Annotated in this window: 12 protein-coding genes; 7 read left to right on the top strand and 5 right to left on the bottom strand. The window is 74.4% G+C overall.

The genetic code is table 11. The features are described from left to right. The first annotated feature begins 14 nt into the window (after window positions 1-14). The 7 genes from AB0424_RS10800 to AB0424_RS10770 all read left to right on the top strand — a co-directional run bounded on the left by AB0424_RS10800 (window position 15) and on the right by AB0424_RS10770 (window position 8868). Window positions 15-758 carry a TetR/AcrR family transcriptional regulator gene (locus AB0424_RS10800; RefSeq protein WP_366303955.1) on the top strand — a complete coding sequence of 248 codons (744 nt, stop codon included), beginning with the start codon at window positions 15-17 and terminating at the stop codon, window positions 756-758. A gap of 137 nt (window positions 759-895) precedes the next feature. After that, a complete protein-coding gene (locus tag AB0424_RS10795) occupies window positions 896-3097 on the top strand; it encodes a molybdopterin-dependent oxidoreductase (RefSeq protein WP_366303953.1) in 2202 nt (733 codons plus the stop codon). 155 nt (window positions 3098-3252) lie between these two features. After that, window positions 3253-4737 (top strand): citrate:proton symporter, encoded by a 1485-nt coding sequence (locus AB0424_RS10790; RefSeq protein WP_366303952.1) that lies wholly within the window; start codon window positions 3253-3255, stop codon window positions 4735-4737. Between the two features lie 139 nt (window positions 4738-4876). Beyond that, window positions 4877-5140: a hypothetical protein gene (locus tag AB0424_RS10785; RefSeq protein ID WP_366303950.1), complete on the top strand. Its 264-nt coding sequence runs from the start codon at window positions 4877-4879 to the stop codon at window positions 5138-5140. Window positions 5141-5189: 49 nt separating this feature from the next. Beyond that, window positions 5190-6017: a class F sortase gene (locus AB0424_RS10780; RefSeq protein ID WP_366303948.1), complete on the top strand. Its 828-nt coding sequence runs from the start codon at window positions 5190-5192 to the stop codon at window positions 6015-6017. 342 nt (window positions 6018-6359) lie between these two features. Then, window positions 6360-7760 (top strand): aldehyde dehydrogenase family protein, encoded by a 1401-nt coding sequence (locus AB0424_RS10775; RefSeq protein ID WP_366303947.1) that lies wholly within the window; start codon window positions 6360-6362, stop codon window positions 7758-7760. Window positions 7761-7779: 19 nt separating this feature from the next. Next, window positions 7780-8868 carry a Zn-dependent alcohol dehydrogenase gene (locus tag AB0424_RS10770; protein WP_366303945.1) on the top strand — a complete coding sequence of 363 codons (1089 nt, stop codon included), beginning with the start codon at window positions 7780-7782 and terminating at the stop codon, window positions 8866-8868. A gap of 99 nt (window positions 8869-8967) precedes the next feature. Here AB0424_RS10770 and AB0424_RS10765 read toward each other — a convergent pair whose 3' ends face one another. From AB0424_RS10765 to AB0424_RS10745, 5 genes are read right to left on the bottom strand one after another with little or no spacing between them, the layout of a single operon-like run. Continuing rightward, a complete protein-coding gene (locus AB0424_RS10765) occupies window positions 8968-9891 on the bottom strand; it encodes a PDR/VanB family oxidoreductase (protein ID WP_366303944.1) in 924 nt (307 codons plus the stop codon). Window positions 9892-9938: 47 nt separating this feature from the next. Further along, a complete protein-coding gene (locus tag AB0424_RS10760; RefSeq protein WP_366303942.1) occupies window positions 9939-11387 on the bottom strand; it encodes a cytosine permease in 1449 nt (482 codons plus the stop codon). Beyond that, window positions 11384-11698, bottom strand: coding sequence for a Rieske (2Fe-2S) protein (locus tag AB0424_RS10755; protein ID WP_366303941.1), 315 nt, complete (start codon window positions 11696-11698; stop codon window positions 11384-11386). Before AB0424_RS10755 ends, AB0424_RS10760 begins: the two co-directional genes overlap by 4 nt. Further along, on the bottom strand, window positions 11695-12585 hold the full coding sequence (locus tag AB0424_RS10750; RefSeq protein ID WP_366303939.1) for an iron-containing redox enzyme family protein: 891 nt from the start codon (window positions 12583-12585) through the stop codon (window positions 11695-11697). Before AB0424_RS10750 ends, AB0424_RS10755 begins: the two co-directional genes overlap by 4 nt. Beyond that, on the bottom strand, window positions 12582-13388 hold the full coding sequence (locus AB0424_RS10745; protein WP_366303937.1) for a dihydrodipicolinate synthase family protein: 807 nt from the start codon (window positions 13386-13388) through the stop codon (window positions 12582-12584). The genes AB0424_RS10750 and AB0424_RS10745 overlap by 4 nt, the downstream gene beginning before the upstream one ends. Window positions 13389-13421 lie beyond the last annotated feature (33 nt).

The raw sequence follows: 13421 nt of genomic DNA, 5'->3' as shown, positions 1-13421 counted from the left end.
ACCGGAGCGGCATCATGGACCCCGTGCCCCAGACCAGCCCCCAGACGCCCCCGGTGCTCCGTCGCACCCCCGTGCAGCAGCGCAGCGCCGACCGGCTCGCGCGGATCCTCGACGCCTGCGCCACGCTCCTCGACGAGACCGGGTACGAGCAGCTGAGCACCCGTGCCGTCGCCGTCCGGGCCGAGGTCCCCATCGGCTCCGTCTACCGCTTCTTCGGGAACAAGCGGGCGATGGTCGCCGCCCTCGCGCACCGCAACCTCGACCAGTACGCCGAGCGGATCTCCACCCGCTTCGCGGCCACCCCGCTCCTGGACGCCCACGGGGCGATCGACGGCGTCCTCGACGAGTTCATCGCCATGAAGCGAACCGTCCCCGGGTTCGCGCTCGTCGACTTCGGCGTGCCCGCGGCGGCGCCCGGCGAGGTCTCCGGGGCGGCCGTCGGCGACCGCGAGGACCGGAGCCCCGAGGAGGGCGCGGGCGGGACGGCGGACGGGGGCGGCGGCGATGTCGGCGACGAGGGTGGCGACGGGCTCGCCGAGGACCCCAACCGCCTGGTGGCCGACCGCATCTGCGGGCTCCTCGCCGCACACCTGGGCCGCACCGCCGACGACGACCTGCGCCGCAAGGTCCTCGTCGGGGTCGAGACCGCCGACGCCCTCGTCCGCCTCGCGTTCCGCGCCGACCCCGACGGCGACCCGGCCCTCGTCGACGAGACGCGCCACCTGCTCCACGCGTACCTGGCGCCGTCGCTGTCGTAGGGCCGCGGGACCCGCCGGGCCCCGGCCGCGCCGTGCGCCACCACGGAGCCCGCCGTACTCGCCGGCGCAGGCCCCTCCCGTACGTGCCTACCGGTCGGTATGCTCGGCGCCACCCGACGCCGCCCCAGGGAGACGCCATGTCCACCGCCCTGCGCATCTGCCCCCTCTGCGAAGCGACCTGCGGACTGACCCTGACCCTCGACGGGCCCCGGGTCACCGGGGCCCGCGGCGACCGGGAGGACGTCTTCAGCCAGGGCTTCATCTGCCCCAAGGGCGCCGCCTTCCCGGAGGTCGACGCCGACCCGGACAGGCTGCGGGCCCCGCTGGTCAGGAAGGACGGCAGGCTCCGGGAAGCCACCTGGGCCGAGGCGTTCGACACCATCGCCGCGCGGATCCGGCCGCTGATCGAGGAGTACGGGCCGGACGCGGTGGGTATCGTCCTGGGCAACCCCAATGTGCACACGATCGCCGGCGCCCTCTACCCGCCCCTGCTGATCGGCGCCCTGCGGACGCGGAACCTCTTCACCGCGTCCACGCTCGACCAGATGCCCAAGCACGTCTCCAGCGGCCTGCTCTTCGGGGACCCCTTCGCCGTACCCGTGCCGGACCTGGACCGCACCGACCACCTGCTCATCCTCGGCGCCAACCCGCTGGACTCCAACGGAAGTCTCTGCACCGCCCCCGACTTCCCCGGCCGGCTCAAGGCGCTGCGCCGGCGCGGCGGCACCCTCACCGTCGTCGACCCCCGGCGCACCCGCACCGCCCGCCTCGCCGACCGGCACGTCGCGATCCGCCCCGGCGCCGACGCGCTCCTCCTCGCCGCGCTCGTCCACACCCTCTTCGAGGAGGACCTCACCGACCTCGGCCCGCTCGCCGCCCATGTGGAGGGGGTCGAGGAGGTACGGGCCGCCGTGGGGGAGTTCACCCCCGAGGCCGTCGCGGACGCCTGCGACGTGGACGCGGACACCATCCGCGCCCTCGCCCGGGAGCTCGCCGCCGCGCCCACCGCCGCCGTGTACGGGCGGATGGGCAGCTCCACCGTGGAGTACGGCACCCTCGGCAACTGGCTCGTCGACGTCCTCAACGTCCTCACCGGCAACCTCGACCGGCCCGGAGGCGCCCTCTTCCCGCTCTCCGCCACCGCGCCCGCCCCGCGCCCGGCCGGACCCGGGAAGGGCTTCGCCCTGGGCCGCCGGCACAGCAGGGTCTCCCGGCACCCCGAGGTCAAGGGCGAACTGCCGCTGGTCGCGCTCGCCGAGGAGATCGAGACACCGGGGGAGGGGCGGATCCGGGCGGTGATCGCCGTCGCCGCCAACCCCGTCCTGTCCGCGCCCGACGGGAACCGTCTCGACGCCGCCCTCTCGTCCCTCGACTTCATGGTCGCCGTCGACCCGTACCTCAACGAGACCACCCGCCACGCCGACGTCCTGCTCCCCCCGCCGCCGCCCACCAGGAGCGCCCACTTCGACTTCGCCTTCAACGGCTTCTCCGTCCGCGACCAGGTCCGCTTCACCCCCGCCGCCGTCCCCCTCGAAGCGGACCGCATGGACGAGTGCGAGATCCACGCCCGGCTCGTCCTCGCCGTCTCCGGCATGCACGGAGCCCCGCCGTCCGCGGTCGACACGCTCGCCATCGACACCACCCTCGCCAAGGCCGTGACCCAGGAGCACTCGCCGGCCTACGGCGCCGACCCCGAGGAGTTCGCGGCCCGGCTCCGCGGTGCCGACGGACCCGAGCGCCGACTCGACCTGATGCTGCGCCTCGGCCCGTACGGACTCACGCTCGACGAGGTCAAGGCCCACCCGCACGGGATCGACCTCGGACCGCTGAAGCCGAGGATCCCCCAGCTCCTCAAGACCCGCAGCGGACGGATCGAGCTGTTCCCCGCGCCGCTCGCCGCGGACCTGCCCCGGCTGCGGGCGGCGCTCCGCACCAGCCCGGAGCCCGGTGTCCTCCAGCTCGTCGGCCGCCGCCACCTGCGCTCCAACAACAGCTGGCTGCACAACACCCCCGCGCTCGGCGGCGGCTCGAACCGCTGCACGCTCCAGGTGCACCCCCGGGACGCCGACCGGCTGCGCCTCGCCGACGGCGGTCTCGCCCGGGTCAAGGGCGAGGGCGGCGAGCTGGAGGTGCCGGTGGAGGTCACCGACGGGGTGCGGCCGGGGGTGGTGAGCCTCCCGCACGGCTGGGGCCACGACCGCGAGGGCACCCGGCTCGCCGTGGCCTCCGCCCGCCCGGGGGTCAACGTCAACCAGCTCCTCGACGGGTCACGGATCGACCCGCTGTCCGGCACCGCCGTCCTCAACGGCTTTCCCGTCGAGGTGTCGCCGCTGCCGTGACCGCTGCCGGCGACGGTCTCGGCGCCACGGCCTTGACCTGGGGTTTTGCTCGTATTGCTCACGCGTCAACGTCTTGTTAACGGCGGAAGAGGGCACCTACGGTCATCCGGACCGCCGCTCGGCGGCAGTTCAAGGGTGAACGTGAGGTGTCCTCCATGCTGACCGTCCTCGGTTTCGCCATGATCGCGACCTTCCTGGTCCTGATCATGATGAAGAAGATGTCGCCGATCGCGGCGCTCGTGCTGATCCCGGCGCTCTTCTGCGTCGCGGTCGGGCAGGGGGCCCAGCTCGGCGACTACGTCATCGAAGGCGTCGGCAAGCTGGCGCCGACCGCCGCGATGCTGATGTTCGCGATCGTCTACTTCGGCGTCATGATCGACGTCGGCCTCTTCGACCCGATCGTCCGGGGCATCCTGCGGTTCTGCAAGGCGGACCCCGTACGCGTCGTCGTGGGCACCGCGGTGCTCGCCGCGATCGTCTCGCTGGACGGCGACGGCTCCACCACCTTCATGATCACCGTCTCGGCGATGTATCCGCTCTACAAGCGGCTCGGCATGAGCCTGGTCGTGATGACCGGCGTCGCCGCCACCGCCAACGGCGTCATGAACACCCTGCCCTGGGGCGGACCCACGGCCCGTGCGGCCACCGCGCTCAAGCTCGACGCCGCCGACATCTTCGTGCCGATGATCCCCGCGCTCGGCATGGGGCTGCTGTTCGTCCTGGCCCTCGCGTACGTCCTCGGGCGCCGCGAGCGGAAGCGGATCGGGTACCTCACCCTGGACGAGGCCCTGGTGACCGAGAACGAGTCCGAGACCGTCCTGGTCGCGGCGGGCGGCGCGGACACCGGCGCAGGCACCGGCACGGCGCGGCCGGCCAAGCCCGCGGGCTCCGGCGAGGGTCACGGCAACGGCAACGGCGACGGCAGGGGTCGCGGCGGCGAGGAGGCGGGCGCCCCGGGCGGCGACGGCTCCGGAGCGGCGGCGGCCACGGCCGAGGGGTTCCAGGGGCTCGACCCGAACCGTGCGACGCTCCGCCCCCGGCTGTACTGGTTCAACGCCGGCCTGACCGTCGCGCTGCTCGCCGCGATGATCCTCGAACTGCTGCCGATCCCGGTCCTGTTCCTCCTCGGCGCCGCTCTCGCGCTCACCGTCAACTACCCGAACATGGCCGAGCAGAAGGCCCGCATCGCCGCCCACGCCGACAACGTCCTCAACGTCTCCGGCATGGTCTTCGCCGCCGCCGTCTTCACCGGCGTCCTCACCGGTACGGGCATGGTCGAGCACATGGCCGACTGGCTCGTCGGCGCCATCCCCGACGGGCTGGGGCCGCACATGGGCCTGGTCACCGGCGTGCTGAGCATCCCGCTCACCTACTTCATGTCGAACGACGGCTTCTACTTCGGCGTCGTGCCGGTCCTCGCCGAGGCGGGCGCCGCCCACGGGGTGTCGCCGCTGGAGATCGCCCGGGCGTCGCTGGTCGGCCAGGCGCTGCACATGTCGAGCCCGCTGGTGCCCGCGGTGTACGTGCTCGTGGGCATGGCGAAGGTGGAGTTCGGCGACCACACCCGGTTCACGGTGAAGTGGGCGGCGCTCACCTCGCTGGTCGTCCTGGCGGCGGGGATCCTCTTCGGGATCATCTGACCCGCCGGCCGGGGGTATGCGCCGGACGGGCGACTCGGAGGGTGGCGCGTGCATGTCGCCACCCTCCGACGTCTTGCGGTGACAGATAGTCGGATTATCGGTAAGTCTGTCCGACGAACTCCTTCCGGAGGAACCCCGCATGACCGCTCGTACCGTCCGGCCCCTCGTCGCCACCGCCGCGGCCGCACTCGCCGTCGGCGGCCTCGCCCTCGCGGGAGCGCCCTCGGCGTACGCCGCCCCCGGCGACAGCGGCGACGTGAAGATCCACAGGGTCGGCACGCCCTTCGACGATCCGGACTCCTCCCTCTTCGGTGTCGGAGCGGCCGTCGCCGCCGGTCTCGCCGGCACGGCCGGACTGGTCCTGATCCGCCGCTCGCGCCGCAGCGACGATGGCGCCGCGTAGGCCCCGCCTCTCGCGCAGGCGGCGGCGGATCCTCCGGCTCACCAGGACCGTGGCGGTCGCCACGGTCCTGGTGACCGGGAGTGTCTGGTGGGCCGGCGACGACGAGCCGGCCGACCCGCCGCTCGCCGCCGGCCCGGCCGCCCCCGGCCCGGCCGGCAAGGCCACGGGAGCCGCGGGAGCTGCCGGAGCCGCGGGGGCCGAGAAGCCGCATGCCGAGAAGCCGCATGCCGAGAAGGCGGGGGCCGAGAAAGCGGGGGCCGCGACGTCGCGGCCCGCGAAGGAGCGGACGGAGAAAGGGGCGACCGGGAAGCAGGCCGCCGGCGCGGCCGCCGCGCTGGACCACAAGGCGAAGCCGAGGGTCCGGCCGAAGGCCGCGCCCACGCCCCGGCCGGCGCCGCCGCCCGCGCCGCTGTCCCGCTCGCGCCCCACCGCCCTGGGGGTCCCGGCCATCACCATCGAGGCTCCGGTGGTCGAGCTCGACGTCGACGCCACCGGGCGGCTCTCCACGCCGCCCGTCGACAACCCCGACGTCGTCGGCTGGTACGCGAAGGGCGTCACCCCCGGCGAGCGCGGCACCGCCGTCGTGGTGGGCCACCGCGACACGAAGACCGGTCCCGCCGTCTTCCTGGACCTCGACTCGCTCAGCGCCGGGAACACCGTCCGAGTCGCCCGTGCCGACGGCAAGGTCGCGGTGTTCACGGTCGACCGGGTGGAGACGTACGCCAAGGCGAACTTCCCCGACAAGGAGGTGTACGGCTCCACCGGGCGGCCCGAGCTCAGGCTGCTCACCTGCGGCGGGGCCTTCGACCGTGCCACGGGCTACGCGGCGAACATCGTCGTCTTCGCCCACCTCACCGACCTCGCCCAGAAGATCTGACCCCCGGCGAGGAGATCCGGCCACCGAGAAGGGCCGCCCTGCCGGCCCCCATGGTCACGCCCCGCCCGACGGACCCAGCCGCTCCGTCGGGCGGGGCGTCCTCGTGCGCGCGGACATCCGGTGGGGAGGGGCGGGGCGAGGAGGGACCCGCCGGTTCCCGGGGCGGAGGGCTGTCGGGGTCGGCATGGACAGGGGGAGTGCGGGGACGGCACGATCGGTTCGCGGCGGGTGGCGCCGGGTGAGACCGGGGGCACTCCTGCGGACCCTGGCGCCGGAAAACTAACAGCGCTAGTTTGGGGCGGTGCCGCCGCACCGGTCGGCCGGGTGACGAGAGGGAAGCGCATGAAGGCCCACGACGCGCACGACGCGATGTACATCGGCGGGGAGTGGCGCCCCGCCTCCTCCACGGACACGATCCCGGTGATCGACCCGGCCGACGAGCGGGTCATCGGTCACGTCCCGGCCGGCACCGCGGAGGACGTCGACGCCGCCGTCCGCGCCGCCCGCGCCGCGCTCCCCGGCTGGGCCGCCACCGCGCCCGCCGAGCGCGGAGCCCGCATCGCCGCCCTGCGCGACGCGCTCGCCGCCCGCGCCGAGGTCATCGCCGCGACCGTCACCGCCGAACTCGGAGCGCCGCCGCAGCTGGCCGCCGCCGTGCACACGGGCCTGCCGATCGCGGTCGCCGGCTCGTACGCCGAACTCGCCGCCACCCACGCCTTCGAGGAGAAGGTCGGCAACTCCACCGTCTACGCCGAGCCGGTCGGCGTGGTCGCCGCGATCACGCCGTGGAACTACCCGCTCCACCAGATCGTCGCCAAGGTCGCCCCGGCCCTCGCCGCCGGCTGCACCACCGTCCTCAAGCCCGCCGAGGACACCCCGCTGACCGCCCAGCTCTTCGCCGAGGCCGTGCACGAGGCGGGCCTGCCCGCCGGCGTCTTCAACCTGGTCACCGGCCTCGGCCCGGTCGCGGGCCAGGCGCTCGCCGAGCACCCGGACGTCGACCTCGTCTCCTTCACCGGCTCCACAGCCGTCGGCCGCCGCATCGGCGCCCTCGCGGGCGGCGCCGTCAAGCGGGTCGCCCTCGAACTCGGCGGCAAGTCCGCCAACGTCATCCTGCCGAGCGCCGACCTTCCCAAGGCCGTCGCCGTCGGCATCGCCAACGTCATGTCCAACTCCGGCCAGACGTGCAGCGCCTGGACCCGGATGCTGATCCCCGCCGACCGGTACGAGGAGGCCGTGGCGCTCGCGGCCGAGGCCGTCGCCAAGTACGTCCCCGGCGAGCGCGTCGGCCCCCTCGTCAACGCCCGGCAGCAGGAGCGCGTCCGCGGCTACATCCGGAAGGGGATCGAGGAGGGTGCCCGCGTCGTCGCCGGCGGTCCCGAGGCCCCGCGCGAGACCGGCTACTACGTCTCCCCGACCGTCTTCGCCGACGTCACCCCGGAGATGACCATCGCCCAGGAGGAGATCTTCGGGCCCGTCGTCTCGCTGCTGCGGTACGAGGACGAGGACGAGGCCCTCGCGATCGCCAACGGCACCGTCTACGGCCTCGCCGGCGCCGTCTGGGGCGAGCAGGCCGAGGCCGTCGCCTTCGCCCGCCGCATGGAGACCGGACAGGTCGACATCAACGGCGGCCGCTTCAACCCGCTGGCCCCCTTCGGCGGTTACAAGCAGTCCGGAGTGGGCCGGGAACTCGGCGCGCACGGCCTCGCCGAGTACCTCCAGACCAAGTCCCTCCAGTTCTGAGCCCCGAGGAGCAGTCCACGTGAGCACGATCCGCGCCGCCGTCCTGCCCGCCGTCGGCTCCCCCCTGGAGATCACCGACATCGAACTCCCCGAGCCCGGCCCGGGCCAGGTCCGGGTCCGGCTCGCCGCCGCCGGGGTCTGCCACTCCGACCTGTCGCTCTCCAACGGCACGATGCGCGTGCCGGTCCCGGCCGTCCTCGGCCACGAGGGCGCCGGCACGGTCGTCTCCGTCGGCGAGGGGGTCACCGGCGTGGCCCCCGGCGACGGCGTCGTCCTCAACTGGGCTCCGTCCTGCGGCCGCTGCCACTCCTGCTCGCTGGGCGAGGTGTGGCTCTGCGCCGACGCGCTGACCGGCGTGGGCAACGTGCACGCCCACACGGCCGACGGAACCGCGCTGCACCCCGGGCTCAACGTCGCCGCCTTCGCCGAGGAGACGGTCGTGGCCGCGAACTGCGTCCTGCCCGCCCCCGACGGCGTGCCGCTCGCCGACGCGGCCCTGCTGGGCTGCGCCGTCCTCACCGGCTGGGGCGCGGTCCACCACTCCGCCCGGGTCCGGGCGGGCGAGAGCGTCGCCGTCTTCGGTGTCGGCGGGGTGGGCCTCGCCACCCTCCAGGCCGCCCGGATCGCCGGGGCGTCGACGATCGTCGCGGTCGACGTCTCCCCGGAGAAGGAGGCGCTGGCCCGGGCGGCGGGGGCGACCGAGTACGTCGTCGCTTCGGAGACCACCGCGAAGGAGATCCGGAGGCTGACGGGTGGCCACGGCGTCGACGTGGCCGTCGAGTGCGTCGGCCGCGCCGTCGCGATCCGCACGGCGTGGGAGTCCACCCGCCGCGGCGGCCGCACCACGGTCGTCGGCATCGGAGGCAAGGACCAGCAGGTCACGTTCAACGCCCTGGAGCTGTTCCACTGGGGCCGCACGCTGGCCGGCTGCGTCTACGGCGACTCGAACCCGGCGCAGGACCTGCCGGTCCTCGCCGAGCACATCAGGGCGGGCCGGTTCGACCTCGGTGCCCTCGTCACCGAGCGGATCACCCTCGACGGCATCCCGGGCGCCTTCGACAACATGCTCGCCGGCAAGGGCGGCCGGGCGCTGGTGGTCTTCCCCTGAGACCGGGAGCCTGACACCGGCGTCTCCAGGCAGCACCGGTCACCCGGACGCAGCGGGACGGGCCCGCACCCCTCCAGGGGTGCGGGCCCGTCCCGTCCCTCACAGGTCCAGGGCGAGGCGTGGGCCGCGCGACCGGCCGACGCAGATCATCATCGTCGTCGCCGAGGCCCTCTCGTCCTCGCCGAGGACCGAGTCGTGGTGCTCGGGCGTCCCGCCGAGCACCTTCGTCTCGCAGGTGCCGCACCAGCCCTCCTCGCAGGAGTACGCGACCCCGGGCAGCACCTCCCGCACGGCGTCGAGCAGGCTCCGCCCCGGCTCCACCCGGAGCGTGCGCCCGCTGCGGCGCAGCTCGACCTCGAAGCCGCCCCCGCCGGACGGGCGCGGCTCCGGGTCCGCCGCGCCGAACCGCTCGGTGTGCAGCGGGCCGGCCCACCGGTCCGCCACCGCCCGCAGGAGTCCTTCCGGGCCGCAGCAGTACACGGCCGTCCCGGCGGGCAGCCCGGCGAGGGCGGTGTCCAGATCGGGCCGTCCGGCCGTGTCCTCGGGCACGAGCGTGACGCCGGGGAGCGCGGACAGCTCCTCGCGGTACGCCATGGACGCCAGGCTCCGTCCGCCGTACAGCAGGGACCACGTCCCCGGCGGGAGGGAGCGGACCATCGGCAGCAGGGGGGTGATGCCGATGCCGCCCGCGACGAACAGGTACCGCTCGGCGGGCACCAGCGGGAACCGCTGGAAGGGACCCCGGACGCCGAGGAGAGTGCCCTCCCCGACGGCCGTGTGGACCTCCTCCGAGCCGCCCCGGCCCGCCGGTGCGCGCAGCACCCCGATCCGGTAGGCGCTCCGGTCGGCCGGGTCGCCGCAGAGCGAGTAGTGCCGGACCGCCCCGGACGGCAGGGTCACCTCCAGGTGCGCGCCGGGTTCCCACGGCGGCAGCGCGGCTCCCGCCGGATCGGCGAGGAGGAGCCCGCGGACGCCCTCCGCCTCCTCGGCGACCGACCGGACGGTGAATCGGAACAGGGACATGAGGGGCACCTCGTCAATCTCGGTGGGCGGGACCGTCCGTGGGCCGGTCAGGGGCGGGCGGGGAGGGGCGGCGGAGGCTCGGGCCAGATCCGGCACAGGACTCCGTAGAGCGCCGCCGCGACGGCGAACGAGGCCGGCAGGCTCAGGTCGACGCCGCCGGTCAGTCCGGTCAGCGGGCCGGTGTAGAGCGGGTTGTTGACCCACAGCACGCCGACGACCGAGCCCGCGGCGAAGGCGGCGGCGGCCCGCGCGTTGACCCCGCCCGTGTACCAGTAGCGTCCGCCGCCGCCGACGGTGAAGGAGCGCAGCGCCTCGGCGTCGTACCGGCCCCGGTGGAGCACGTACCCGACGGAGAGGACCGCCGCCCACGGGGCGACGACCGTCAGCAGCAGCGTCACGAACGCCGACATCGCGTCCATGGCGTCGTACACCACCGCCCCGAGGTACAGCACGGCCGCCGCGAGGAGCGCGACCGCGGTGGTGACGGCGGCCCGCGAGGAGCGCCAGAAGACCGAGTTGGCGGAGAGCCCGGCCGCGTACAGGCAGAGGCCGGCCTGCGGCAGGGTGCCCGCGAAGCCGAAGACCACGACCGCGACGGCGAACCAGCCGGGCACCGCGTCCGTCAGCCCCTGGAGCCACGGTTCGTCGGGGACCGGGAAGAGCGTCGTCACGTACGCGCCGGTGAGCAGCGCGGCGAGACTGCTGAGGAACATCGCGGTCCCGCTGGCCCGCATCACCCGCCGGGTGGGGGTGGCGGCGGGCATGAAGCGGGTGTAGTCGCCCTGGAAGGTGGCGTACGACAGGGGCACCGTCGCGGACGCGGTCGCCGCCAGCAGCCAGGTGTGCAGGCCGCTGTCGAGCGCCAGGGTCCCGCCGGCGTACCCCGCGTCGAAGCGGGGGGCGAGCACGAGGACGGTGCCGAGCAGCACCGCCCCGCCGGTCACGGCGGTGACGCGGTACGTGCGGACCAGCGCCTCGTGACCGCGCACGGCCACCAGCGCGACGGCCGCCGCCGTCACCGCCATCGCGGCCGTCAGCGCGCCCGGCCCCGTCGGTGTCGACAGCAGCCGGTGGCCGGCCACCATCACGGCGGTGCCCCCGGTCCACACGGCGATCGCGAAGAAGCCGAGCGCCGTCACCACCGTGAGCGCGTTGCCGACGACCCTGCCCCGCACGCCGAAGTGGGCTCCGCTCGCCACGGGGTCGTTGGTCCCGGTGCGGACGCCGAACCGGGCCAGCGGCGCGAGCAGCACCGTGCCGACGGCGACGCCCACGGCGATCGCGCTCGCCGAGGCCCACCAGCCGAGGCCGAAGACCACGGGCAGCGCGCCGAGCACGACCGTGCCGAAGGAGAACTGCGCGGACGGCCAGATCCAGCCGAACGCGGCGGGTGTCGAGGTCCTCATGGACGCCGGCACGGGTGCCACGCCGTCGTGGTCGGCCGCCGCACGGGGCGGCGTCACGACGGACGCCGCCCCGGTCGGTGTGGTGGTCACGGGGCGCCCCCGGCCCGGCCCTGGGCGCCGGGGTCGCCGGGCAGCACGTCGACCACCCGGAGGGCGGCGCAGGCCGCCCCCGAGGTGCGCTCGCCGCTCGTCAGGTCGAAGGTCGTGTGGTGCAGGGGACAGGTGATGCGCAGTCTGTCCCCGTCGACCCGGCCGTACTTCAGCCTGCCCCCGCGGTGCGGGCAGAGGGCGGCCGCGAGGACCTTGCGGCCGCCGACCTCGACCAGGACCAGGTCCTCGGTCACCTGGCGGACGGAGGGCTCGCCGCCCTCCCGGCGCCGCCCCGCCGGCACGGCGGTCACGCGGCGCTCTCCCGGGCCCGCGCGACGGCCGCCTCGGTGGCCTCGCCGACGATGTCGGAGGCCAGTCGCACGCCCGCCCAGATCTTCGCCAGGTCGGGCTCCTCCAGGGAGCGGATCGCCGTCCGCATGTGGTTGCTGTGGTAGGCGTCGATGTACAGGTGCTCGGTGTAGTAGGCGTCGTGGACGATCCCGAGCCGTCGCGCCGCCCGGGCGAAGCTCTGGAAGGCGTAGAGCACGCTCGTCTCGAAGTAGGCGTACGCGCCCAGGAAGTACTGGGGGGAGGGCGCCCGGCTCGCCAGCCAGTGGAACATGTTGACGTAGGCGTAGCACTGCGGCGAGGTCTCGTCGAGGTAGTCGTCGAGCCGCAGGCTCAGCCCCAGCTCGGTGAGCAGGTCCCGGTAGAGCTGGGAGTGCGCCTTCTCCTCGTTGCCGCAGCCGAGTTCGTCGATGAGGACCCGGAAGACCGCCATCGCCGAGCGGTACGGCAGCCGGGGCACGACCGGGAGGAGGGACTCGGACTCGGTGAGGCCGTCGAGGGCGAACTGCCGGACCACGACCTTGAACTGTTCCAGCGTCGCGTGCTCGGCGAGGAAGGTCGCGCTCTCGGGGAGCGCGGCCTCCTCCTCGGCGAGGAACTCCTTGAGTGCCTGGAGCAGTTCGCCGGCCGAGCCGAACCGGGGCGCGGCGGCCTCGTGGGCCCGTGCCTTCGGCAGGATCCAGCGCTCCTCGATGGCGGTCATCGATCCGTAGTCGCCGAGGTTGGGGACCCGGCGGTAGAGCTCGTGCAGGGTGCGCTGGGCGGTCGCGGCCGGGGCCGCGACCGAGTGGGCGGCGACCGGGACGGCCGCGCGGGACGAGGTGGGGGCGGGGGACGAGGGGGCGCTCATGCCGCCTTCGCCTCCTCGTGGGTGGTGGGGGAGCTGATCACGCCGCGCCGGTGCAGCTCCTTCTTCACCCACCGGTACCAGTCGTCGCGGAAGACTCCGTACCGCTCGCAGACGGTGTTGATCTCCGCCTGCCGGTCCGGGGTCGGGTCGACCAGCATGGCGTTGCACAGCCCGGGTTCGAGGTTGGCCAGCGGGCCGATGAAGCCCTGGATGCCGCGGGCGTCGACGAGGAGGTTCTCCCAGCCCTCGAAGACGGGGATGCCGGTGCCGGCCTCCGCCATCTCGCGGGTGAAGGCGGCGTCGCCGCTCGACTCCTTGATGCCGACGATGCCGGGTATCTCCTTGCAGATCCGCAGCAGCGTCTCGAAGGCGATGCGATTGCCGGACAGCGCCTCCTCGTTGTAGAGGAAGACGGGCAGGTCGAGGGCCGCCCGGATCGACCGGTAGTGGGCGACGATCGCGTCCTGCGTCACGTCCGCGCCGAACGGCGTGGTGACGACGACGGCGTCGGCGCCGAGCGCGGCGGCCGTGCGGGCCCGCTCGATCACCGCGTCGGTGTCGGGGAGCTGGATGCCGGCGAGCACGGGCAGGCCGTCCGCGTGCTCGACGGTGTACGCCACGACGTCGTGCCACTGGCGGGCGTCCAGCGCCCAGCCCTCGCCGGAGGTCAGGGCCGGCATGAGGCCGGAGACCTCGGCGCGGACGTGGTCGACGAGGCGGGCGACGCTCCGCTCGTCGACGGTGCCGTGCGGGTCGAGAGGGGTGATCAGCGGGACGATGGTCCCGGAGTAGGTGCCAGGCATGATTCGGGTGCCCTTCGGAAATGGGTCCAGAGG

Source organism: Streptomyces sp. NPDC051180 (assembly GCF_040689545.1).
GTDB lineage: Bacteria > Actinomycetota > Actinomycetes > Streptomycetales > Streptomycetaceae > Streptomyces.
The sequence above is the reverse complement of the archived record's forward strand: the minus strand, read 5'-3'. Positions and strand labels throughout refer to the sequence as shown.